The organism is Nocardia sp. NPDC052566 (genome assembly GCF_044547285.1).
Classification (GTDB): Bacteria; Actinomycetota; Actinomycetes; order Mycobacteriales; family Mycobacteriaceae; genus Nocardia.
Map to the genome: position 1 here is coordinate 114,686 of NZ_JBIUAF010000006.1, position 22,223 is coordinate 136,908.

At 68.3% G+C, this 22,223-nt stretch carries 19 protein-coding genes, 1 tRNA gene and 1 pseudogene; 12 read left to right on the forward strand and 9 right to left on the reverse strand.

Annotated elements, in window-relative coordinates; translation table 11 throughout:
- Positions 1 to 30 precede the first annotated feature (30 nt).
- Positions 31 to 690 (reverse strand): lysophospholipid acyltransferase family protein, encoded by a 660-nt coding sequence (locus tag ACIG5A_RS30250; RefSeq protein WP_397246197.1) that lies wholly within the window; start codon positions 688 to 690, stop codon positions 31 to 33.
- A 115-nt stretch (positions 691 to 805) separates the two neighbouring features.
- Here ACIG5A_RS30250 and ACIG5A_RS30255 point away from each other — a divergent pair, with 115 nt between their 5' ends.
- On the forward strand, positions 806 to 1,363 hold the full coding sequence (locus ACIG5A_RS30255) for a TetR/AcrR family transcriptional regulator (protein ID WP_397246199.1): 558 nt from the start codon (positions 806 to 808) through the stop codon (positions 1,361 to 1,363).
- Between the two features lie 80 nt (positions 1,364 to 1,443).
- Here ACIG5A_RS30255 and ACIG5A_RS30260 read toward each other — a convergent pair whose 3' ends face one another.
- Positions 1,444 to 2,616 carry an aminotransferase class V-fold PLP-dependent enzyme gene (locus ACIG5A_RS30260; RefSeq protein WP_397246202.1) on the reverse strand — a complete coding sequence of 391 codons (1,173 nt, stop codon included), beginning with the start codon at positions 2,614 to 2,616 and terminating at the stop codon, positions 1,444 to 1,446.
- Positions 2,617 to 2,769: 153 nt separating this feature from the next.
- Here ACIG5A_RS30260 and egtA point away from each other — a divergent pair, with 153 nt between their 5' ends.
- The 5 genes and pseudogenes from egtA to egtD all read left to right on the forward strand — a co-directional run bounded on the left by egtA (position 2,770) and on the right by egtD (position 7,774).
- Positions 2,770 to 4,089, forward strand: coding sequence for an ergothioneine biosynthesis glutamate--cysteine ligase EgtA (egtA, locus tag ACIG5A_RS30265; protein WP_397247941.1), 1,320 nt, complete (start codon positions 2,770 to 2,772; stop codon positions 4,087 to 4,089).
- Positions 4,090 to 4,205: 116 nt separating this feature from the next.
- Entirely contained in the window at positions 4,206 to 5,543 is a 1,338-nt protein-coding gene (egtB, locus tag ACIG5A_RS30270; RefSeq protein WP_397246205.1) for an ergothioneine biosynthesis protein EgtB, read from the forward strand.
- A 156-nt stretch (positions 5,544 to 5,699) separates the two neighbouring features.
- Positions 5,700 to 5,852 (forward strand): annotated as a pseudogene (locus ACIG5A_RS30275) (ergothioneine biosynthesis protein EgtC); the annotation flags it as partial.
- A gap of 39 nt (positions 5,853 to 5,891) precedes the next feature.
- Complete coding sequence (locus ACIG5A_RS30280) at positions 5,892 to 6,806, forward strand: class II glutamine amidotransferase (RefSeq protein WP_397247943.1); 915 nt, start codon at positions 5,892 to 5,894, stop codon at positions 6,804 to 6,806.
- A complete protein-coding gene (gene egtD, locus ACIG5A_RS30285; protein ID WP_397246207.1) occupies positions 6,803 to 7,774 on the forward strand; it encodes an L-histidine N(alpha)-methyltransferase in 972 nt (323 codons plus the stop codon). Before ACIG5A_RS30280 ends, egtD begins: the two co-directional genes overlap by 4 nt.
- 83 nt (positions 7,775 to 7,857) lie before the next feature.
- Here the strand turns inward: egtD and ACIG5A_RS30290 are convergent, their stop codons facing one another.
- The 6 genes from ACIG5A_RS30290 to ACIG5A_RS30315 form a co-directional block, all read right to left on the reverse strand.
- Positions 7,858 to 8,505, reverse strand: coding sequence for a DUF2461 domain-containing protein (locus ACIG5A_RS30290; protein ID WP_397246209.1), 648 nt, complete (start codon positions 8,503 to 8,505; stop codon positions 7,858 to 7,860).
- Positions 8,506 to 8,548: 43 nt separating this feature from the next.
- Positions 8,549 to 9,010, reverse strand: a complete 462-nt coding sequence (locus ACIG5A_RS30295) for a hypothetical protein (RefSeq protein ID WP_397246211.1) — start codon at positions 9,008 to 9,010, stop codon at positions 8,549 to 8,551.
- A gap of 15 nt (positions 9,011 to 9,025) precedes the next feature.
- Positions 9,026 to 9,286, reverse strand: a complete 261-nt coding sequence (locus ACIG5A_RS30300; RefSeq protein WP_397246213.1) for a hypothetical protein — start codon at positions 9,284 to 9,286, stop codon at positions 9,026 to 9,028.
- Positions 9,287 to 9,520: 234 nt separating this feature from the next.
- Positions 9,521 to 10,501 (reverse strand): ribose-phosphate diphosphokinase, encoded by a 981-nt coding sequence (locus ACIG5A_RS30305; protein ID WP_397246215.1) that lies wholly within the window; start codon positions 10,499 to 10,501, stop codon positions 9,521 to 9,523.
- Positions 10,498 to 11,988 carry a bifunctional UDP-N-acetylglucosamine diphosphorylase/glucosamine-1-phosphate N-acetyltransferase GlmU gene (glmU, locus tag ACIG5A_RS30310; protein ID WP_397246217.1) on the reverse strand — a complete coding sequence of 497 codons (1,491 nt, stop codon included), beginning with the start codon at positions 11,986 to 11,988 and terminating at the stop codon, positions 10,498 to 10,500. Before glmU ends, ACIG5A_RS30305 begins: the two co-directional genes overlap by 4 nt.
- A 77-nt stretch (positions 11,989 to 12,065) precedes the next feature.
- A tRNA-Gln gene (locus ACIG5A_RS30315) sits at positions 12,066 to 12,136 on the reverse strand.
- Positions 12,137 to 12,560: 424 nt separating this feature from the next.
- Between ACIG5A_RS30315 and ACIG5A_RS30320 the strand changes: the two genes are divergently transcribed.
- From ACIG5A_RS30320 to ACIG5A_RS30335, 4 genes are all read left to right on the forward strand, one after another.
- Positions 12,561 to 13,175, forward strand: coding sequence for a TetR/AcrR family transcriptional regulator (locus ACIG5A_RS30320; protein WP_397247945.1), 615 nt, complete (start codon positions 12,561 to 12,563; stop codon positions 13,173 to 13,175).
- 180 nt (positions 13,176 to 13,355) lie between these two features.
- Positions 13,356 to 14,003, forward strand: a complete 648-nt coding sequence (locus tag ACIG5A_RS30325) for a TetR family transcriptional regulator (protein ID WP_397246219.1) — start codon at positions 13,356 to 13,358, stop codon at positions 14,001 to 14,003.
- Positions 14,004 to 14,110: 107 nt separating this feature from the next.
- On the forward strand, positions 14,111 to 17,728 hold the full coding sequence (mfd, locus tag ACIG5A_RS30330; RefSeq protein WP_397246222.1) for a transcription-repair coupling factor: 3,618 nt from the start codon (positions 14,111 to 14,113) through the stop codon (positions 17,726 to 17,728).
- 122 nt (positions 17,729 to 17,850) lie between these two features.
- Positions 17,851 to 18,489, forward strand: a complete 639-nt coding sequence (locus tag ACIG5A_RS30335) for a MazG family protein (RefSeq protein WP_397247947.1) — start codon at positions 17,851 to 17,853, stop codon at positions 18,487 to 18,489.
- 114 nt (positions 18,490 to 18,603) lie between these two features.
- On the opposite strand, the gene ACIG5A_RS30340 is transcribed toward ACIG5A_RS30335, so the two are convergent.
- Positions 18,604 to 20,409, reverse strand: coding sequence for a CocE/NonD family hydrolase (locus tag ACIG5A_RS30340; protein ID WP_397246224.1), 1,806 nt, complete (start codon positions 20,407 to 20,409; stop codon positions 18,604 to 18,606).
- A 147-nt stretch (positions 20,410 to 20,556) separates the two neighbouring features.
- Between ACIG5A_RS30340 and ACIG5A_RS30345 the strand changes: the two genes are divergently transcribed.
- Both ACIG5A_RS30345 and ACIG5A_RS30350 read left to right on the forward strand, forming a co-directional pair.
- Positions 20,557 to 20,979, forward strand: coding sequence for a winged helix-turn-helix transcriptional regulator (locus ACIG5A_RS30345; RefSeq protein WP_397246226.1), 423 nt, complete (start codon positions 20,557 to 20,559; stop codon positions 20,977 to 20,979).
- A gap of 144 nt (positions 20,980 to 21,123) precedes the next feature.
- Entirely contained in the window at positions 21,124 to 22,215 is a 1,092-nt protein-coding gene (locus ACIG5A_RS30350) for a glycerol dehydrogenase (protein ID WP_397246228.1), read from the forward strand.
- Positions 22,216 to 22,223: the final 8 nt, after the last annotated feature.

The following is a 22,223-nucleotide window of genomic DNA, read 5'->3' on the forward strand; positions in this document are numbered from 1 at the left end:
CGCAGGGGGCGGAAGTGGTAGCGGCGCGAGCTAGTTCGCGGCGAAGGTGGCGGCGTAGTGGTCGACGTAGTGGCGGCCGGAGCGGGTGGCGATTTCGCGCATCAGCGCGTCGGTGGCGGCACGCGCGTCGGTGGGTTCGCCGAGGCGGGGGTACTGGCGCGGCGCGCCGAAGGTGATGCGCACCTTGGCGAACCGCCACATGCGGCTGCCGCGCGGGTTGACCCGGTCGGTGCCGGACAGCACGACCGGGATGACCGGCGCGCCGGTGGCGATGGCGACGCGCAGCGCGCCGGTGCGGCCGCGGTAGATCCGGCCGTCCGGCGAGCGGGTGCCCTCCGGATGGATCGCCCAGACTCCGCCCGATTCCAGAATCTTGGTGGCCGCGGCCAGTGCGTCGGCGGCCGCGGTGCCGCCGGTCCGGTCGACCGGCACCTGCCCGGAGACCGTGTAGAACCAGCGGTTGAATCGCCCCTTCGGCCCGGTGCCGGTGAAGTACTCCTGCTTGGCCAGGAAGGTGACGCGGCGCGGCAGTACCAGCGCCAGGTACAGCGAGTCGATCACGGCCAGGTGGTTCGCCGCGATGATCACCGGTCCGGTCTCCGGGATGTGGTGCAGGCCCTCCACTTTCGGCCTGCCGAGCAACCGCAGCAACGGTCCGAGCAGGACGTACTTGAAGAACGAGTACCACATGTAATTTCCTCCCGAGGATTGTGTAGACAATGTCTACCGCACGAGTGTAGACATTGTCTACACCTCGATGGGGTGCGAATGCGGCCGATGACGACCGGCCGTAGACAATGTCCACATGGCTGGAGGTGAACTCTTGCGAGAGCGATTGGTCGGTGCGGGTGTCGACCTCTTGGAGGAAGTGGGCGCGGCACAGCTCGGCCTGCGCGCGATCACCCGCGCGGCGGGTGTCTCACACGGCGCGCCACGGCGGCACTTCCCCACCCACAACGCGCTGCTCGCCGCCATCGCGGCCCGCGGTTTCGCGGATCTCGCAGAGCGCTTCGCCCGCGTCGACGAGCGCGCGAAATCACCGCGAGATCGGTTGCGGCGCATGGCCGTCGAGTATGTCGAATTCGCCGGTGCGCGCCCGGAGATGTTCACGCTGATGTTCCGCCACGACCTGCTGGAGGGTTCCGGCGAGAACCTGCGCGCCACCACGCTGCCGCTGTTCGACCGCTTCGCCGCGCTGGTGCGCCAGAACACCGAATCCGATTCCCGGGCGCGGGCCGTCGCGCTGTGGACCAACCTGCACGGCATCGCGGCGCTGCGCGCCAACCGCAGCCTGAGCCTGGTGGTCCCCGCCGCTGATACCGGTGCATTGGTCGCGCGCGCCCTCGACGTGCACCTGTCCTGACTTCCCGCACACCTTGCGCGCGCACTCCGGCGTGTCACGCGGCAAGTCGGTGTGCGACAGCGCAATAGGTGTGCGGGAACTCAGAGCGCGGCAACCGCCGCCAGGAAACGATCGAGCTCGTCGAAGCTGACGAAGGCGTGCGGCGAGGCGCGCAGCACCGACTCCAGCTTGCGGCTGGTCATATCGAGCAGGGTCGAGCTGGCCCAGCTGACGGTGAGCGTGATGTTCTGCTCGGCGAGCCGATCGCGCACCTCGGCACTGCCCGTGCCGTCCACGGTGAACGAGACGATGCCGCCGCGGCGCAACCCCAGATCGCGAACCGTGACGCCCGCGATCTCCGCGAGCCCCTTGCGCAGGTACTCCGCGCGGGCCGCGATCGCCGCGTACACCGCCTCCGGCCCGAGATCGAGCAGGTAGCGCACGGCGGCGCCGAGACCGAGCCTGCCCGCGATATCGGATTCCCAGAACTCGAACCGGCGCGCGTCCGGCGCGAGGCGGTAGTCGTCGGGGCCGGTCCATTCGGCGCTGTGCAGGTCGAGCCGCTGCGGCTCCATGGACTCGGCCAATTCCGGTCGCACATACAGGAATCCGGTGCCGCGCGGGCCGCGCAACCACTTGCGCCCGGTGACCGACAGCGCGTCGACGTCCAGCTCGGCCACGTCGATGGGCAGCTGTCCACCCGACTGGCAGGCGTCGAGCAGTACGAGCGCGCCCACCGAATGCGCGATGCGGGTGGCCTCGGCGGCCGGGTTGACGAGTCCGCCGTTGGTCGGCACATGCAGCACCGACACCAGCTTCACCCGCTCGTCGACCATGCGCGCCAACGCGTCCAGGTCGATCTGTCCGCTGCCGTCGCTGGGAATCTGCTCGACGGTCGCACCGGTGGCACGGGCGCGCTGCACCGCCGCGATGGCGTTGCTGGCGTAGTCGGCCCCGGAGATCAGCACGCGATCGCCGGGGCCGAGCGGCACCGAATAGAAGAAGTCCGCCCAGGCGCGAGTAGCGCTGTCGCTCAGCGCGATGCTGGTCGGAGCGGCGTTGATCAGGGCGCCGATGGCGGTCTTCACCTCGGCCAGATCGGCGAGCCGTTCGTTCGCCGCGCGATAGCCACCGATCTCGGCTTCGCGGCGCAGATGGCCGATGACGGTATCGGTGACGACCTGCGGAGGGAGCGACGATCCCGCGCTGTCCAGGAAAACCAGACCTGAACCGACGCCGGGAGTATCGGCCCGCACCCGTTCCTCGAGCTGCATATCGTCGACAGTATCGGGTCCAGTGTTCCTATTCTCGTCACTTTTTCTGTCAGTGGGCGTGGGTACCCTGGATTGATCGTTGCCAGGAGCCGGGGGGCCGCGCAGCGAGGGACACCGGGCCCTGACCCACGATGGAGGTTGGCAATGGCAGTCATGCTCGAACATCCGGAATCGATCGGTGACGTGCGTGCGGACGACGAACTGGGCTCCCGCGCCGCGGCCGAGGCGTATATCGCCAAGATCTGCTTCAAACAGGGGCCACCGACACTGATCGGCGCCGAGCTCGAATGGCTCACCGTGCAGGGTGAGTGTCCGGCGTCAGGCCGATCGGCCGCCCCGCGTCCGCAGTTGACCGATCTCGCGGATGCCCTCGGACCCTATGCACCACGGTCCATCGCCCCAGATTCTCCGGCGCTTCCGCTGCCGGGTGGCAGCCGGGTCACCATCGAACCCGGTGGTCAGATAGAACTTTCCAGCGCACCGTTCGCCGCCGCCGACCGGCTCTGCGACGCATTGCGCACCGACGCCCGAATGTTGCGGGCGCTCCTCGAATCCCGTTCCATCGGCACCGTTTCCGCCGCCGCCGACGCGGATCGCCGCGCGAAACGACTCCTGCGGCTGCCTCGCTATCGTGCGATGGAGCAGTCCTTCTCGGGCATCGGCCCGTTCGGCAAGCTGATGATGTGCAATACCGCCGCGACCCAGGTCAGCGTCGATGCCGGCGCGGACCGCGCCGAGGTCGCGGCCAGGTGGGTCGCCCTCTATGCGATGGGGCCCGCGCTCCTCGCCGCCTTCGCCTGTTCCCCCGAACTGCGCGGCGCCCCGGTCGGTGACTGGGCCTCGCAGCGCATGCGCGCCTGGCTGCGCCTGGACAATGCCAGGACCAGGCCGCCGGTCCAGGACTGGTCGGATCCCATTGTGTCCTACGGTCGTTGGGCTTTGGATGTGCCGCTGCTCTGCGTGCGCACACCCGACGGCATCGATGCGGCGAGCTGGGCGGCGCCGCCGGGCGCGACCTTCGCCGATTGGCTCTCCGGCGCGCTGGACGACGAGGTGGGCCGCCGCCCCGACATCGGCGATCTCGACTATCACCTGACCACGCTGTTCCCGCCGGTGCGCGCGTCCGGGCATTTGGAGATCCGCTATCTCGACGCGCAGCCCGGTGACGACTGGACCGTGCCGATCCACGTCTTCGACGCCTTGCTGTCCAGTCCCACCGTGGTCGCCGACGCGACGGCGGTTGCCGCGCCGGTCGCGGGCAGGTGGCTCGACGCCGCGCGATACGGCTTGGCCGACACCGAGATCAGGGCCGTCGCCGTCGATCTGCTGACGCTGGCCGCGGCACACGCCGCTACCGCGGACGCCGGGCGGGCGATCGAGACCGCCATCCGCCGATGTGCGAGCGGTCGCACGCCGATCGAGGAATTCCTGAACCCGCACGCCGAATCCGCAGGGCCGCCAGGCCGCTGGTGATCGCGGCGCGCACGACATCGGCCGCACAGATCCGCCGAGCCGACCTTTCGTGACCGCACGCGCCCACTCCGACCGCGGGTATCGCGGTCGACCGCACCCTCCGAAAGAGCTTTGCCATGACCATGTCCCACCACACCGACAACTCAGCCACCGAGCAGCTGCGTGACACGATCGCCGAGGTGCTGACCCGCGCGCGCACGCGAACCACCCTGCTCACCGACTGCCTCGACGAGGCCGAACTCGTCGCCCAGCATTCGCGCCTGATGAGCCCACTGGTCTGGGATCTCGCGCACATCGGCAACCAGGAGGAACTCTGGCTGGTCCGCGATGTCGGCGGCCGCGAAGCCGTCCGCTCCGATATCGACGAACTCTACGACGCGTTCAAGCACGCACGCGCCAACCGGCCCGCGCTGCCGCTGCTCGACCCCACCCAGGCCCGCGACTATGTCGGCACCGTACGCGACAAGGTGCTCGATGTGCTCGACACCAGCGCATTGCGCGGCAATCCACTGCTCGACGGCGGATTCGCCTTCGGCATGATCGCCCAGCACGAACAGCAGCACGACGAGACCATGCTCGCCACCCATCAGCTGCGCACCGGCGCCGCGGTGCTGTCCGCGCCGGCGACGCCGACGGTCACCGCGCCGGTCGGCGGCGAAATCGTCATCCCGGCAGGCGAATTCACCATGGGTACCTCGACCGATCCGTGGGCGCTGGACAATGAGCGGCCCGCGCACCCGGTTCATGTGCCCGCCTTCGCCATCGACGCCGCGCCGATCACCAACGAGCAGTATCTGGCGTTCGTCGACGACGGCGGCTACGACCGGCCGGAGCTGTGGTCCGAGCGCGGCTGGGCGCATCGGCAGGAGGCAGGCCTGGTCGCGCCGCAGTTCTGGGAGCGCGATCCGGCCGGGCACTGGTGGCACCGGGTCTTCGGTGTGATGACCCCACTGCGCCCGAAACAGCCTGTGCTGCACGTCTGCTGGTTCGAGGCGGAGGCCTACGCCAACTGGGCGGGCAAACGGCTGCCCACCGAGGCCGAATGGGAGAAGGCGGCCCGCTTCGATCCGGCCACCGGACGGTCGCGCCGATTCCCCTGGGGCGATACCGAACCCGATGCCACGACCGCGAATCTCGGTCAGCGCCACCTGGAACCAGCCGATATCGGCGCCTATCCGGCCGGCGCCTCCCCGGCGGGCGTGCATCAGCTCATCGGCGACGTATGGGAGTGGACCGCATCGGGATTCGAGCCCTATCCGGGGTTCCGCGCCTTCCCGTACGCGGAGTACTCGGACGTGTTCTTCGGCGGTGACTACCGGGTGCTGCGCGGCGGCTCCTTCGGCACCGATCCGGTCGCCTGCCGCGGCACCTTCCGCAACTGGGACCACCCCATCCGGCGGCAGATCTTCGCCGGATTCCGCCTGGCCCGCGATCTACGCGAGGACGAACGCTGATGTGCAGGCAGCTCGGATCCGTCGGTATGCCGGTTACAGCTGGTGGAATAGGCACCTGCGGAAAACATTCCCTGCGCGTGCCGTGGTGGCCCCACCCGACAGGCGCAGCGGCGACGCCATCGGTTCGGCGCGTGACCTCCGCGGGGGCGAGCGCCGATGTGTAGGCATCTCGGATATGTCGGCCCACCGGTCTCGGTCGGCGAAATGGTCACCCGCGGACCGCATTCCCTGCGCGTGCAATCGTGGGCGCCGCGTGACATGCGCAGCGGCGGCACGATCAACGCGGACGGTTTCGGCGTGGCCTGGTGGTTACCCGCGGCCGCGATCCGCCCGGTACCGACCGCCGATGTGCGCAGTCGCGAGTCCGCGCCGCCGAATCGGACCGATACCGCTGAGCGGGAAGGGGTTTCGGCCGCCGCTCCCGGTGACATCGTCACTCCGGGGTCCGATGACAGTGCGCGCGACGGCAATCCGGCGGCGCGCGAAGGCAGTGCCGACCGGGCGCTCGAAGGCAGCCCAGCGGCGCGCGCTGCCGAGGGACGGACGGCGCTCGGTTCCGGCGATCCGGCGGCGGCGAACCTCGGTTCGGCCGCTCCGGATCGATTGGTCGCCAGCAGGTATCGCAATGCCGCGCCGATCTGGACCGATCCGGCCGTGGACGAGGTGCTGCCTCAACTGGAATCGAGTGCGGTGCTCGCCGCGATCCGTTCGGCGACGGTCGGCATGCCGGTGGAGCGTGCGGCCTGCGCGCCGTTCATCCACGGGCGCTGGGCCTTCAGCCACAACGGGGCCGTCCGTGACTGGCGGCGGACCCTGACCGCGGCCTCGTCGGATCTGGATACTGCCGCCACGCTCGCGGGCGTCACCCGGCTGTTCGAAACCATCCACCTGCTCGAGGCCGAGTCGGCGACCGATTCGGCGACCGTGTGGGTCCTGCTCAGCAAGCTCCTCGATGCCATCGCACCCGACGGCATCGTCGATTCGCCCGCGGCCGCACTGCGCGTGCTGGTCGCCGCGATCCTCACCCATGCACCGAGCTCCCGGCTGAACTTCCTGCTCGGCGACGGCGAAACGCTGTGGGCGACAACCGTTCACCATTCGCTGTCCGCGTTGATCACCGACGACTACGCGGTACTCGCCTCCGAACCCTACGACGACGACCGACGCTGGCAGCTCATCCCCGATCGCCAGCTGGTGATCGCCCGGCCGGGCCGCCTGCTCATCGAGCCACTCTCTCAGCAACCGAAAGGCCAATCGCTATGACCGCACCGACGCTGGAAATCCACCTCTCCGACGACGATCTCACCTCGGCGTTGCGGGCGGACGCCCGGCTCGGCCTCACCGCGAGCCCGAAGTGGTTGCCACCCAAGTGGTTCTATGACGCGCGCGGCAGTGAGCTGTTCGAGCAGATCACCGAATTGCCCGAGTACTACCCGACCCGCACCGAACGGGCACTGCTGGAGCGGGTGGTCGGCGAGATCGCCCGCACCGCACAGGCCGAGGTGCTCGTCGAGCTCGGCGCGGGCTCGGCGGCCAAGACCCGGCTGCTGTTGACCGCGCTCACCGCCGAGGGGCCGCTGAAAACCTATGTACCGCAGGATGTCTCCTCGTCCGCACTGCGCGCCGCGGCCGACGAGATCGCCGAGGAGTTCCCCGGCCTCGCGGTGCACGGCGTGGTCAGCGACTTCACCGACACACTGCACAACCTGCCCGGCGGCGGCCGCAGGATGATCGCCTTCCTCGGCGGCACCATCGGCAACCTGATTCCGGCCGAGCGCGCCGAATTCCTTTCCAGCATCCACGATGTGCTCGAACCGGGTGAGCAACTGCTGCTCGGCGCGGGCCTGGTGATCGACCCGGCGGTGCTCGTCCCCGCCTACGACGACGCGGCGGGCGTCACCGCCGAGTTCAACCGAAATGTGCTGCACGTGTTGAACTCCCGCCTCGGCGCCGACTTCGCACCGGAGAAGTTCGAGCACATCGCGCGCTGGGACACCGACCACGAGTGGATCGAAATGCGCCTGGCGGCAACCGAAGACATGACGGTCACCGTCCGCGACCTCGACCTGACCGTCCAGTTCGCCCGCGGCGAGCAGATGCGCACCGAAATCTCCGCCAAGTTCCGCCTGGACGGCCTGGACGCCGAACTCGCCGCGTCGGGCTTCGCCACCGAACAGGTCTGGACGGATCCCGATAACCGCTTCGCCCTCGTCCTGGCCGCACGCGGCTAGCGCCGCGTGCGGTGATCGAGCGCAGTCGGATGGCCCGCAATTGCGGCGTGTCGCAGGGCCATTCGACTGCGCTCGACGGACGGTTACCAGTTGGCGGTGCCGCCGACGACGGCGGAGAGCCATTCGATCATGGGGCGCTGGGTTTCCCAGGCGCTGCGGATCTCCTTGGCGGCGCGTGGCGTGTCCAGCCAGGACGGTGCGCCGAATTCCTTACTTGCGGTGAGGGATTTGTGGCGCAGCAGGTCGATGCGGGGGTGGTCTGCCTCATAGCCCTTCGGCTTGGTCTTCAGTTGCTCACCGCCGATGGTGAACTTCGCCTTGGTCAGCTTCGCCAGGATCGCCTCCAGCTCCGCCCCACGCACCTCGTCATCGATGGTGGCTCGCAACTGCGCGATCTGCTCGGAAGATCCCTGATAGAAACCACCGCCGACGAACAGCCCAGCGGCGCTGATCTGGACGTACCAGCCGCACCCCTGCGCCGTCCCGACCACCGCGCCCTGCGCCGTCTTGTACGGCGACTTGTCCTTCGCGAACCGCACATCCCGATAGGGCCGGAACAGTTTGGCCGTACCGAAATCCGCCTCGAGCTCGGCGACCAGCGCCTTCATCGGCGCAAGCACCGACTGCTCGTACACATCCTTGTGCGCCGTCCAGAAGGCCTTCGAGTTGTCGGCTTCCAGGTCTTCGTAGAAATCCAGGCCCGCTAGGGGGAACCCACCGAATCCGGTCATGCGTACAACGCTACGACCTCGGCATGCGTGGGCCGCATCGCGGTCAGTTGTTGCGGATTTCGGCGTTGAAGTACATGTAGTTGATGATCAGGCCGATCACCATGCAGACGGCGGCGGTGATGGCGGCCCAGCGGCCGAGTGGTTCGCCACGGTTGTTGCCGACGACGCCGAAGATGATGCCTGCGGGGCCGAAGAGGATGGGGCAGAACAGGATGGCGATCGCGGCGCAGGCGAATCCGAGGATGGACATGGTCTGGGAGCGCCGCTCGGGTTGACCGTAGGGGTAGGGCTGGTTGCTCGGTTGGCCGACATAGTCGGCGCCGGTCTGCCACTGGCCTTCCGAGCCGGTGTTCGGAGGCAGCGGTGGTGGTTCGGGCCACTGACCGTGCGGGTCCGGTGGTTGCTTGGCCAGCGACGGTCCCGCGTCGCTCGGCGGCGGTGGCGGTCGTTCGGAGCGCTGCGCGTCGGCGGGCTCGTCGGGTTCCGGCTGCGGTGGCGTGGTCATGGCGCTCTCCTCGGGTCAGAGATTGTCGTCGTCGACGATCTCCAGGGCCGCGACCTCCGCGGGCCGCTCGTCCTCTTCGGCGTCCTCGGCGGCTTGTTCGCGTGGTGTCCACTCCTGGGCGAGTTCCTCCTCGATACCGAGGCGACCGTCATCGTCGTTCTCCCGGTATCGAATCTCCAGGTCATCGGGCGGATCCTCGACGTAGCGCTCGTATTCGCGGATCTCGTCCGCCTGCTCGTCATCCCCCATGTCGGTATCCAGCGAGTCGCGGTCCATAGGCCCAGTATCCCCGCATCCGCGCCGGACTCTCGGAACCTGGACCAAAGAATATGGCGGCCCCGGACCGAGTCCGAGACCGCCAAATCTTGGTCATGCTCTACGCAACTACTGATTTCGTGAGCACATGGGTAACTCCTGGGGAACGCCCAGAACTTGACCACGCACCGGACCGCCGGCCCGCAACGCAAATCTCGCGGCACCTACTGGTGCGCTGAAGTCGCGGGGAGGCGGTCAAGCGTTGCCGTTGAAAAGGCCGGTGACCGAACCGTTTTCGAAGACCTCGCGGATGGTGCGGGCCAGCAGGGGCGCGATGGAGAGCACGGTCAGCTGCGGGAACTTCTTGTCCTCGCTGATCGGCAGCGTGTTGGTCACCACGACCTCCTTGGCGCCGCAGGTGGCCAGGCGCTCGGCGGCGGGGGAGCTCAGCACGCCGTGCGTGGCGGCGATGACCACGTCACCGGCGCCCGCCTCCTTGAGCACCTTGACGGCGCCGGCGATGGTGCCACCGGTGTCGATCATGTCGTCGATCAGGATGCAGGTGCGGCCCTCGACCTCACCGACCACGCGGTTGGCCTTGATCTGGTTGGGCACCAGCGGGTCACGGGTCTTGTGGATGAACGCCAGCGGGGAGCCGCCGAGCGAGTCGGCCCACTTCTCGGCGACGCGCACGCGGCCGGAGTCGGGGGAGACCACGGTGATGTGCTCGAGGCTGTAGTTGTTGCGCACGTATTCGGCCAGCTGCACCTGTGCGTGCATGTGATCGACGGGGCCGTCGAAGAAGCCCTGGATCTGGTCGGTGTGCAGGTCGACGGTGATGATGCGGTCCACGCCTGCGGTCTTCAGCAGGTCGGCGACGAGGCGGGCGGAGATCGGCTCGCGGCCGCGGTGCTTCTTGTCCTGGCGGGCGTAGGGGTAGAACGGCAGGACCGCGGTGATCCGCTTGGCCGAGCCGCGCTTGAGCGCGTCGATCATGATGAGCTGTTCCATCAGCCACTGGTTCAGCGGTGCGGGGAAGCTCTGCAGGAGGAAGGCGTCGGAGCCGCGCACCGATTCCTCGAAGCGGACGAAGATCTCACCGTTGGCGAAGTCGCGCGCGGTTTGCGGCGTGACGTGGACGTCGAGTTCCTTGGCGACCTGCTCGGCCAGCTCAGGATGAGCGCGTCCCGAGAAGAGCATCAGGTTCTTCTGGTTGTCGATCCATGACGCGGTCACTGCTGTTTGCCATCCTTTTGCTCGATTGCCTGACCCGACATCTCTTTTGCCGCGATCGCTTCCGCCGCCGCACGTGCCGCGTCCGTCCCCGGACGGTGCCGCTGCACCCAGCCCTCAATGTTTTTCTGCGGACCGCCTGATACGGCGAGAGCCCCGGGCGGAACGCTTCTACGCAGCACAGTACCCGCCGCCGTATACGCGCCGTCACCCACCGTCACCGGTGCGACGAACATCGTGTCGCTGCCGGTGCGCACATGCGAGCCGACGGTGGTGTGGTGTTTCTGCACGCCGTCGTAGTTGACGAAGACACTGGACGCGCCGATGTTGCTGTACTCGCCGATGGTGGCGTCGCCGACGTAGGTCAGGTGCGGCACCTTGGAGTGCGCGCCGATGTTCGCGTTCTTGGCTTCGACGAAGGCGCCGAGCTTGCCCGCCTCGCCGACCACGGTGCCGGGCCGCAGGTAGCTGAAGGGCCCGATATTCGCGTTCGCGCCGATCACGGCGTTGTCGCCGTGGGTGCGGATCACCCGCGCGCCCTCGCCGACGATGACATCGGTGAGCGTGCTGTCCGGGCCGATCTCGGCGTCCTCGCCGATCACGGTGTTGCCCAGCAATTGAACGCCGGGCCGCAGCACCGCGTCCCTGCTGATCAGCACGCTCGCGTCGACCCAGGTGCTCGCCGGATCGACGATGGTGACGCCCGCCCGCATATGCCGCTCCAGGATGTAGCGGTTGAGCCTGCGGGTGGCCTCGGAGAGCTGGACACGGTCGTTGACGCCGGTGACCTTGGCCGCGTCGACGAGTCGCGCGCCGTGTACCGGATGCCCGGCCTCGCGGGCCAGCCGCAGCACGTCGGTCAGGTAGAGCTCGTGCTGGGCGTTCGCGGTGGACAGCCTGCCGATCATGGTGCGCAGCACGGCGGCGTCGAAGGCGTAGACGCCGGAGTTCACCTCGGTGATCGCGCTCTGCTCCGGGGTGGCGTCGGCATGTTCGACGATCTCGACGACCTGGCCGGTGACATCGCGGATGATGCGCCCGTAGCCGTTCGGGTCGTCGGGGACGAAGGTCAGCACGGTGACCGCGGAGCGCTCGGAGTAGCTGCGGTGCTCGTCGAGCAGCGCGGACAGCGTGTGCCCGTCGAGCAGCGGCACGTCGGCGGAGGTGACGAGCAGGTCGCCGGTGAAATCGGCGGGTACCGAGTCGAGCGCGCACTGTACCGCGTGCCCGGTGCCGAGCTGGTCCTCCTGGACGGCCGACAGGATCTCGCGCCCGAGGTCGGCGGCCACCGCGGCGACCGCGCTGCCGACTTGTTCGCGGTCGTGGCCGACCACGGTGATCAGATACGCGGGGTCGATCTCGTTCGCCGCATGCAGCGCGTGCGCGAGCATGCTCCGACCGGCCAGCGGATGCAGCACCTTGGGGGTCTTCGACCGCATACGCGTTCCGGCACCGGCTGCGAGAACGACGACGGCGGTCTGCTGTGGCATGGATCTCCCTCGGCTGCCTGTCATCTTCGTGCGGGCGGTCGTCGTGCGGGGCAACGATAAGCCATAGTGCCGATGTGCTCCGCCGCCAGGACTCGAACCTGAACTATCTGAACCAAAATCAGAGGTGCTGCCATTACACTACGGCGGATTGTCACACCGGCGGATCGGTCAGTGAATCCCAACTGAGCCCGCCGCTGCGCCACGGCACGGCACGAATCTTCGCACGAGTTCCTCCTCCACGTCGAACCGCTTACCGGATTCGGACCGCATGTCGCCGGAATCGCAGGTCGGGTCGCGGTCGGCGGATTCCGATCGGGCTACTTCGGCCGGTCGATGCGTACTGTCGCTCAGCTGTCTGGAACAGTTGTGACCAACGGTAGTGTCGGTGAAGGGAGACAACTTGCGCACCACGCACTGCCCAACGCAACGACTGATTTCGTATGAACATGGGTAACTCGTCGGGAACGCCCGAAATCCAGCCAGGCGCCCAACCGCCGGCCCGGCGCGAAACCGTCGAGGCGCTCGCGACCGGCGAAAAGTCGCGCCGAGGCGGACCAGCGCCCCGGCCGCGGATGACCGGGACGCAGCGGCGGCAGCAGCTGATCGAGATCGGTCGGGCGCTGTTCGCCGAGCGCGGGTACGACGCGGCATCGATCGAGGAGATCGCGCAGCGCGCGCAGGTCTCCAAACCTGTGGTGTACGAACACTTCGGCGGCAAAGAGGGGCTCTACGCCGTTGTGGTCGATCGCGAGATGTCGATGCTGCTGGAGATGATCACTTCCTCGCTCACCCAGAACCGTTCGCGGGTGCGGCTCGAACAGGTCGCGCTCGCGCTGCTGACCTACATCGAGGAACGCACCGACGGATTCCGAATCCTGGTGCGTGACCAGCCGACTACGCAGACCGACGGCCGCTACTCGAGCCTGCTGAACGAGGCGGTCAACCAGGTGGCGCATCTGCTCGCAGGCGATTTCGATCGCCGCGGCTTCGACACGAGCCTGGCGACCATGTACGCGCAGGCACTGGTCGGCATGGTTTCCACGGCTGCTACCTGGTGGCTGGACGAGCGCAAACCCTCGAAAGAGGTTGTCGCCGCACACTTGGTGAACCTCTGCTGGAACGGGCTGAGCCATCTGGAGGCCGATCCGGCCCTCAGTTCGGAGTGGCGGGCGGGTGCAGGCGATTGACCCTGGTTGTTAACCAGGCAATTGCGACGAGGTTCGGACGAATGCGCGAATTGACTGGCGGGCGCTCACCTGATGGTACGGTTCACCCATCCTCTGGGTGCTGTTCGGGCGGTATGTCGGTCTACTTCGGGATGTCGGTCTACTTCAGGATGGCTGGTTTTTGGATGACAGGCGGATCTGATGGCTAGGCAAGCGCGCGCGGAGATCACCCGCGATTCCGTATTGGCGGGCGCTGCCGATGTCTTTCTGCGCTTGGGATATGCGAACGCGAGCCTGAGCGAGATCATCGCGCAGTCGAACGTGACCAAGGGCGCCTTGTACTTTCACTTCGGCTCGAAGGAAGAGCTCGCCCGTGCCGTGGTCGACCAGGGCAACGAGCGCCTGGTCAGCTCGTGCCAGGGCTTCTTCGATCCGCGCGTGCCCGCGCTCGAGGCATGTATCGGCATCACCTATGTGGTGGCCGATCTGTCGATGAACGATCCGATGGTCGGCGCGATGCTGAAGCTGACCCATCAGATCGGCGACTATCGCGGCGCGCAGGGCGACAACATCGCCAAGACCTGGGGCGATACCTACCGGCTGCTAGCCGAGCGCGCCATCGCGCAGGGTGACCTCGAGGCGGAGCTGGATCCCGAGACCATCGGGGTGCTGCTCCAGGAGATGACCGCGGGCGTGCACATCATCGCGGTCGGCACCGAGTCGATGGACCAGATGGCGACCAGGATGGAGCGGGCATGGTACTTCCTGCTGCCCTCCCTGGTCCCCGGCGAAAAGCTCTCGTACTTCAGGGAATTCGCGGCGCGCAGGCTACGCAGGTACGTACCGTAACCGGCGTCCGTCCCGGCCGGGCCAAGGTGCGATCCTGGCTTGTCGGGACCGGCAACTAGACTCGGCTGGCCGCTGGAAATTGCCCCGCTTGCGCTCAGGAGTCCTGCATGTCCACCCACCGTCCACCCCTCGCGGGACTCGCCGCGGCCGCCGGTGCCGATGCGGCGTTGCAGACGGTCGCCGGGCTGATCGGTAAGTCCGCGGTCGAGCTGGTGGCGCCCTCGGCGGTGCGGCCGTTCGTCGCCGCGACGATCGCGGCGACCAAGCCGCTGGTCGTGGTGACCGCGACCGGGCGCGAGGCCGACGATCTTTCCGTCGAGCTGCAGGAGATCCTCGGCGCCGCGGTGGCGCAGTTCCCGTCCTGGGAGACGCTGCCGCACGAGCGGCTCTCGCCCGGTGCCGATACCGTCGGGCGCAGGCTGGAGGTGCTGCGCAGGCTGGCGCATCCGGCGGATCCGAACTTCCCCGAACCGCTGCGCGTCGTGGTGACCACCGTGCGCTCGCTCATGCAGCCGATGGCGGCCGGGCTCGGCGATATCGCGCCGATCGTGCTGCGCGTCGGCGCCGAACTCGACTTCGACGAATTGCTCACGCGCCTGGTGGAATTCGCGTACACCCGGGTCGACATGGTCGGCAAGCGCGGCGAATTCGCGGTGCGCGGCGGCATTCTCGACCTGTTCCCGCCGACCGCGGATCATCCGGTGCGCGTCGAATTCTGGGGCGACGAGGTGACCGAGCTGCGCCCGTTCGCGGTCGCCGATCAGCGGTCGCTGGCGGATGTGCCGGTGGAATTCGTTGTCGCGCCGCCGTGCCGGGAGCTGCTGCTCACCGAGGCGGTGCGCGATCGGGCGGCCGAGGTGGCCGCCGAGAACGCCGCCGACGCCGCACTGGTGGAGATGCTGGAGAAGCTGGCGCAGGGCATCCCGGTCGACGGCATGGAGGCACTGCTGCCGGTGCTGCAGCCGGGGGAGCTGCGCCTGCTCACCGAGGTGCTGCCCGAGGGCACCCATGTGCTGCTGTGCGATCCGGAGAAGATCCGCACCCGCGCCGCCGATCTGGTGCGCACCGGCGAGGAATTCCTCGAAGCTTCGTGGACCGCCGCCTCGTTCGGTGGCGCCGCGCCGCTGGGCGGGCACGGCCTCGATCTCGCCGCGTCCGGATACCGCGCGCTGCCCGAGATCCACTCCAGCGCCGATCGGCACAGTCTGCCCTGGTGGACCCTGAGCCCGCTCACCTCCGGTGACCCGGCCGAGGTGGTGCTTCCCGTGCTGGCCGGTCCGGCGGCGCGCGGCTCCGACGAACTGGTCGCGACCATCTTCGCGTCGCTGCGCGCGCACGTGTCGACCGGCGGGCGCGCCGTGGTCGTCGTCGCGGGACACGGTACGGCGCAACGCATTCTGGAACGGCTCGGCGATGCGGACGTGCCCGCCGCCGCGCTGGAATCCGGTGCGGAACCGGCCGTGGGCGTGGTCGGCGTGCTGTGCGGCTCACTGCACGACGGTCTGGTGTTCGACGATGCGGGCATCGTCGTCGTCGCCGAATCCGATCTCACCGGCAACCGCGTCACCGCTCCCGGCGAGGGCAAGCGACTACCGGCCAAGCGGCGCAACCAGGTCGACCCGCTCGCGCTGAACGCGGGCGACATGGTGGTGCACGATCAGCACGGCATCGGCCGCTTCGTGGAGATGATCGAGCGCACCGTCGGCGGTGCGCGGCGCGAATACCTGGTCATCGAGTACGCGCCGGGCAAGCGCGGCCAGCCGGGCGACCGGCTGTTCGTGCCGATGGAATCGCTCGATCAGCTCTCGCGCTACGTCGGCGGCGAGATGCCGAGCCTGTCCAAGCTCGGCGGCTCCGACTGGGCGAATACGAAACGCAAGGCGCGCAAGGCGGTTCGCGAGATCGCGGGCGAGCTCGTCCAGCTGTACGCGGCGCGCCAGGCCGCGCCCGGTCACGCCTTCGGCCCGGATACGCCGTGGCAGCAGGAGATGGAGGACGCGTTCGCGTTCACCGAGACCGTCGACCAGATGACCGCCATCGCCGAGGTGAAATCGGATATGGAGAAGGCGGTCCCGATGGACCGGGTCGTCTGCGGCGACGTCGGCTACGGCAAGACCGAGATCGCGGTGCGGGCGGCGTTCAAGGCGGTGCAGGACGGCAAGCAGGTGGTCGTGCTCGTGCCGACAACGCTGCTGGCGCAACAACATCTGCAGACCTTCACCGAACGTGTCGCGGGCTTCCCTGTCACTGTCAAAGGCCTCTCGCGGTTCACCCATCCGGCCGATTCGCGCGAGGTGCTCGAGGGCCTGGCCGACGGTTCGGTCGACATCGTGGTCGGCACGCACCGGCTGCTGCAGACCGGCGTGCGCTGGAAGGATCTCGGCCTCGTCGTGGTCGACGAGGAGCAGCGCTTCGGTGTCGAGCACAAGGAGCACATCAAGGCGCTGCGCACGCACGTCGACGTGCTCACCATGTCGGCGACACCGATTCCGCGCACCCTGGAGATGAGCCTGGCGGGCATTCGCGAGATGTCGACCATCCTCACCCCGCCCGAGGAGCGCCATCCGGTGCTCACCTATGTCGGCGGTTACAACGACAAGCAGGTCACCGCCGCCATCCGGCGCGAGCTGCTGCGCGACGGCCAGGTCTTCTATGTGCACAACCGCGTGTCGTCGATCGACAAGGCCGCCAAGCGGATTCGCGATCTGGTGCCCGAGGCGCGAGTCGTCGTCGCGCACGGCCAGATGAACGAGGACATGCTCGAGCAGACCGTGCAGGGCTTCTGGCAGCGCGAATTCGACGTGCTGGTGTGCACGACCATCATCGAGACCGGCCTCGACATCTCCAATGCCAACACGCTGATCGTGGAACGCTCCGACGCCCTCGGTCTTTCACAGCTGCATCAGCTGCGCGGCCGGGTCGGGCGCAGCAGGGAGCGCGGCTACGCCTACTTCCTGTACCCGCCGGAGAAGCCGCTCACCGAGACCGCCTACGACCGGCTGGCCACCATCGCACAGAACTCCGATCTGGGCGCCGGTATGGCCGTCGCGATGAAGGACCTCGAAATCCGCGGCGCCGGAAACGTACTCGGCGCCGAGCAGTCCGGCCACGTCGCCGGCGTCGGCTTCGATCTGTACGTGCGGCTGGTCGGTGAGGCGGTCGAGGCCTACCGTGCGGCCGCCGACGGCAAGCCGATCGTCACCGAGGAGCCCAAGGAAGTCCGCATCGATCTGCCCGTCGACGCGCACATACCGCCCGACTACATCGCCAGCGACCGGCTGCGCCTGGAGGCGTATCGCAAACTGGCCGCCGCACAGGATGATTCGGCGCTGGCCGCGGTGGTGGAGGAACTCGTCGACCGCTACGGCCCGCTGCCGGTCGAGGTGGGCCGCCTGGTGTCGGTCGCGAAGCTGCGGCTGCTCGCCCGCGAATACGGAGTTACCGAAATCGCGGTCACCGGAACCACTTTGAAGCTCTCGCCGTTGCTGAACCTGCCCGATTCCAAGCAGCTGCGGCTCAAGCGGCTGTACCCGAGCGCGGGCTACAAGGCGGCCAGCGGTGTGGTGCAGCTGCCGCTGCCCCGCGTGGAGGACAGTGTGGGCGCGGATCGGGTGCGCGACGTGCGGCTGCTGCAGTTCGTCGCCGATCTGCTGCTCGCACTGGACGGAAAGGCCCAGGGCGCGGTCGATCTCACGGTGGCCACCGAGGCCTCGGCGGGCCGATGACCTCGCATCGTGACGAGGCCGTGCTGCGGGCGGCCAGGCACGTCGCCGCCGAATCCGGCACTCGCGCACCGGAAACCGATGCCGCCGTGGTGGCGGCGGGCCTGGCGGGCGCGGTGGAGGTGATGGACCGGCTGTGGAATTTCGGCGGCTGGGAGGTCACCCAGACCCACGATTCGCTGCGGCCCTACCTGCTCGAGGAGACCTACGAACTCCTCGATGCCATCCAGCACGACGACGCGGAAACCATCAAGGAGGAACTCGGCGATCTGCTGCTGCAGGTGCTGTTCCACTCCCGGATCGCCCAGGCGGCAGGCGAATTCACCGTCGACGAGGTAGCGGCCGCGCTGGTGGCCAAGCTGGTCAACCGCTCGCCGCATCTGATGGGCGCCCGCATCGATCCGTCGGCCAGTGTCGAGGAGAAGATCGCCGCCCAGGAAAGGGCTTGGGAGGAGCGCAAAACCGCGGAGAAGTCGCGCCGCTCCTGCCTTGACGGCATCGCCATGGCCCAGCCCGCCCTCGCCCTGGCCGAGAAGATTCGCGACCGCAGCACCAAGGCGGGCCTACCAGACGATCTGATCCCGGACGACCTGCGCGTGGTGCGCCTGGGCGGCCCCGGCAGCGCCGAAGAACGCCTCCGCAAGGCCGCGCTCACCTTCGCCACCACCATCCGCACCGCCGAGGATGCCGCCGAAGCCGACCGTGGCGACCGCACCCCCCTCTCCGCCACCGACTGGCGCAAATACTGGCCCACCGCCAACTGATCACCATGCGGCGAAGCCCGTCAGGCCGTTCCGGACTCGGCGCCTGCCTAGGCCGCGGCGCGCGGGCTCGGGAGATCGGCGAGCCGGGGGGACCGCGTGCCTAGATGTGGTTCGTCAGTTCCGTACCGGGATGGTGATCCAGGACGGGGATTGGGGGTCGTGGAGCAGGGTCAGGCCGGGGCTCAGGGAGTTGAGTAGTTGGGGGAGGGTGGGGATCAAGTGGGGGAAGTCCATGGTCTGCACTGCCAGTCGCAGCCGGTGGCCGGGCTGGATGACCGCCGCGGTGGGGAAGATCTCGATATCGACCGCGACGGGGACGTTCGCGGGCATCGGTGCGGAGGATTCCCGGGTGTACGGGTGCCATGGCGCGACGATCATGCCGTCGTCGGAAATCGAACGGGTGGGGTCCAATTCACGCAGCGACAGCGTCTGCCAGCCTGCGGTGAGGAAGCTGACGCTGCCGTCGGGGGCGACGTCCTCCAGTCGCACGGCCACCTGGCCGTCACCTGAGCTGGTGGCGAGGGTCAAGTGCGCGTTGACTGTTCCGGTGAGGTGCAGCGGCACGTCGACGGGCAGGTCGTAGCTCAGGCCGGTGGCATCGTTGAGTCGCTGATCGCCGTCGCACACCACGCGTCCCGCAATGCCGACCGTCCACTGTGCGAGCGATCCGGAGCAGAAGCCGGACAGCGGATTCCATGGCACGAGGTCGGGTCCGCCGTCGCCGTGCGCCGTGTCGGTGAGCTGTCCGGCATTGCCGGGGGAGGACGAGCCGGTCAACGACAGCCGCTGGTAGCTGGTGCCCGCGGGCGGCCACGTCGTCGCGGCCTGCCATGTGCCGGAACCGATCTCGTAGTAGCCGACCGGTGCGATATCGTCGTCCAGGCCTGGGTCGGCCTCGCCGCGCACGTAGTGGTCGAACCAGCGCAATTGGAGTTCGGGCAGCGACGGCCCGGTATAACCGCCGGGCAGCGAAGGGTTCTTCCCGTTGCCCGCGAGTGAGACATCGATGTGGTACCCGTCGACCAGGAACATCCGCGTCGGTACACCAGCAGCCGAAAGTCGTTGGTACAGGGCGGGAGTGCTGCGCTGGAACAGGTCTCGCGTGCCGCCGACCAGAAAGGCGGGCACCCGGACCTCATCGATCACATTGATCGGGGAGCGTACCCGCCAGAACGGCCCGTCGAACGCCGTCGCGCCGGCACTCATGACATCCGAACCCGTCGGGATCTCGAATCCGCCGATACCGCCGAGGTGTTCCTGCACCACGCGGGCCGCGCGCGCCGGGTCGGCGAGCACGTCGGCCGGTGGCAGCAGGCCCGCCGCGTCCACGCCGGCCAGCCACATCGGCAGGAAGCCGAGCCCCACCTGACCACCGCTGAGCGCCATGTCGCGATAGAGATCGGCGCCGGGGGCGACCGGGAAGATCGCTTTCAGCCCCGCCGGATGCTGTGCGGCGGTGAACAATTGGTTCACCGCACCGTAGGACGAGCCGACCAGGCCGATCCGCCCGTCGCTCCACGGCCGTTCTGGCGCGGCGGCCCAGTCCACGATCTCCTTACCGTCGAGCTGCTCACGCTGATCGAATATCGACCAGGTTCCCGGTGAACTTCCTGTGCCTCTGGCATCGACGATGATCTGCACGTAGCCACGCTGGACCAGGTACTCGTCGGCGAAATTGAGGCCGGGAATGTTCTTGTTGTATGCCGTTTGGGCGACGAGTACCGGGAATCGGCCCGGCGCCGCCGTGCCGCCGTGGCCGGGGCGGAGCACATCCGCCGACAGCGATACGCCGTCGCTCATCGGGATCGGGACGTCCTTTTCGGTGATGACGTCGAACTCGGCCGGGCGCGGTTGCCAGGCCGATCCGGCTGCCGCCGGCGCCGCGCTCATCCCGGCGACCACAGCGACAGATAGCAACATGACCGCGAATTCTGATCTACGCATCGCCGCACCTCCGCTCGTTACCGCGATCCCATGGTTACTGGAAGTAACCTGAGCATTGCAATGCAGGTAGCGCGCCACAAGAACGCAGAACTTAGTGCGGTACGCATCCGGAGGTAACCGCCAGTGACCGGCTCGGACGACGACTCCACGCTGACTCCGCTGGTAGCGAGGGACTTGCTGTCGACGCTGGCCGGTCGATGGCCCGCGCTGGTCGTCGCTCAGCTGCACGATCGGCCGCACCGCTTCGGCGAGCTGCGCCGAGCCGTCGACGGCATCAGTCATCGCATGCTCAGCGTCACCTTGCGCACACTCGAGCGCGAGGGGGTTGTCGATCGCACGGTGTACCCCACGGTGCCGCCCCAGGTCGAGTACGCGCTCACCGACCTCGGCAATACGCTGGTCGCGGTCATTTACCCGGTCGTCGTGTGGATGCACGAACATCGAGACGACGTGGCCGTGGCGCGCGCCCGCTATGACGAACGATCAACGGCAGGCGAACGATCCACCGCGGCGGACGCCGGGCCCGATCGGACTCGCCCACGCTGAACTTGCCGGTCCGGCAGCGGTATTCATCGAGCTCCGGTATGACGGGCGGGCGGCGGGTAGCGTTGGCGGCGTCGAAGTCGGCTCGGGACACCGTGGTGTGCACGCGATGCGGCGCAACCCGTGTCCGTGATCTGGAGGTGTCGGATGCTGAGTGTGTTCTCTTCGCCGGGGCATTATGTGCAGGGGCGCGATGCGACGGCCGCGCTGGGGGCGGAGTTGACGCGACTCGGGATCGGCGGGCCGATCATGATCGTGGCCGGAGCGAGCGCGCACCGGTTGCTCGCCGACGCGTGGGAGCGGTCGTTGAGCGAGGCGAAGATCGAGTACGCGGTGCACCGCTCGGGCGGGGAATGTACCCGCGCGGAGATCGCCACGATCACCGAGGCGGCCCAGAATGCCGGTAGTGCGGCCATTTTGGGCGCGGGCGGCGGCAAGGTGCTCGATGCGGCGCGTGCGGTCGCCGAGGATCTCGACGTGCCGATGGTCAGCTGTCCGACCACGGCGTCCAGCGATGCGCCGTGCAGTGCGCTGTCGGTGATCTACACCGAGGCGGGCGAGGTCGAGTCCTACAAGCTGGTGCGCCGCAATCCGGCCCTGGTCCTGGTCGACACCTCGGCGGTGGTGCAGGCGCCGGCCAGGCTGCTCGTCGCAGGCATGGGTGATGCGCTCGCCACCTGGTTCGAGGCGCGCACCTGCACCGCGGCCCACGTACGCAACATGCGCGGCGGCGCGTCAACCCGCAGCGCCACCGCGCTGGCCGAACTCTGCTACAACACTCTGCTCGCCGATGGCGCCCAGGCGCTCGCCGCAGTCGAAAACCACACGATCACACCGGCTTTGGAGCGCATCGTGGAGGCCAATACGCTGCTGTCCGGCCTCGGGTTCGAATCCTCCGGTCTCGCCGCGGCGCACGCCGTGCACAACGGGCTGACCGCGGCCGCGCCGACCCACGCCTTCCTGCACGGCGAGAAGGTCGCCTTCGGCGTGCTCACCCAGCTGGTGCTCGAGGGTGCCCCGACCGGCGAGATCGAGACGGTCATCGACTTCTGCTGGGAGGTCGGGCTGCCGACCACCCTTGCCGAACTCGGCCTCGCCGACGCGGACCGGGAAACCCTGTCCGCCATCGCGACTCGCGCCACCGCGCCGGGCGAGACCATCCACAACGAGCCGTTCGCCGTCGACGCCGCCATGGTGCTCGACGCACTGCGTACGGCCGACGCGCTCGGCGTGCGGTGAGCGCGGTC

Bases quoted from the DNA above. Each gene is read 5' to 3' on its own strand.
- ACIG5A_RS30250 (WP_397246197.1), bottom strand. From the start codon at position 690: ATGTGGTACTCGTTCTTCAAGTACGTCCTGCTCGGACCGTTGCTGCGG.
- ACIG5A_RS30255 (WP_397246199.1), top strand. From the start codon at position 806: ATGGCTGGAGGTGAACTCTTGCGAGAGCGATTGGTCGGTGCGGGTGTC.
- ACIG5A_RS30260 (WP_397246202.1), bottom strand. From the start codon at position 2,616: ATGCAGCTCGAGGAACGGGTGCGGGCCGATACTCCCGGCGTCGGTTCA.
- egtA (WP_397247941.1), top strand. From the start codon at position 2,770: ATGCTCGAACATCCGGAATCGATCGGTGACGTGCGTGCGGACGACGAA.
- egtB (WP_397246205.1), top strand. From the start codon at position 4,206: ATGACCATGTCCCACCACACCGACAACTCAGCCACCGAGCAGCTGCGT.
- egtD (WP_397246207.1), top strand. From the start codon at position 6,803: ATGACCGCACCGACGCTGGAAATCCACCTCTCCGACGACGATCTCACC.
- ACIG5A_RS30290 (WP_397246209.1), bottom strand. From the start codon at position 8,505: ATGACCGGATTCGGTGGGTTCCCCCTAGCGGGCCTGGATTTCTACGAA.
- ACIG5A_RS30295 (WP_397246211.1), bottom strand. From the start codon at position 9,010: ATGACCACGCCACCGCAGCCGGAACCCGACGAGCCCGCCGACGCGCAG.
- ACIG5A_RS30300 (WP_397246213.1), bottom strand. From the start codon at position 9,286: ATGGACCGCGACTCGCTGGATACCGACATGGGGGATGACGAGCAGGCG.
- glmU (WP_397246217.1), bottom strand. From the start codon at position 11,988: ATGCCACAGCAGACCGCCGTCGTCGTTCTCGCAGCCGGTGCCGGAACG.
- ACIG5A_RS30320 (WP_397247945.1), top strand. From the start codon at position 12,561: ATGACCGGGACGCAGCGGCGGCAGCAGCTGATCGAGATCGGTCGGGCG.
- ACIG5A_RS30325 (WP_397246219.1), top strand. From the start codon at position 13,356: ATGGCTAGGCAAGCGCGCGCGGAGATCACCCGCGATTCCGTATTGGCG.
- mfd (WP_397246222.1), top strand. From the start codon at position 14,111: ATGTCCACCCACCGTCCACCCCTCGCGGGACTCGCCGCGGCCGCCGGT.
- ACIG5A_RS30335 (WP_397247947.1), top strand. From the start codon at position 17,851: ATGGACCGGCTGTGGAATTTCGGCGGCTGGGAGGTCACCCAGACCCAC.
- ACIG5A_RS30340 (WP_397246224.1), bottom strand. From the start codon at position 20,409: ATGTTGCTATCTGTCGCTGTGGTCGCCGGGATGAGCGCGGCGCCGGCG.
- ACIG5A_RS30350 (WP_397246228.1), top strand. From the start codon at position 21,124: ATGCTGAGTGTGTTCTCTTCGCCGGGGCATTATGTGCAGGGGCGCGAT.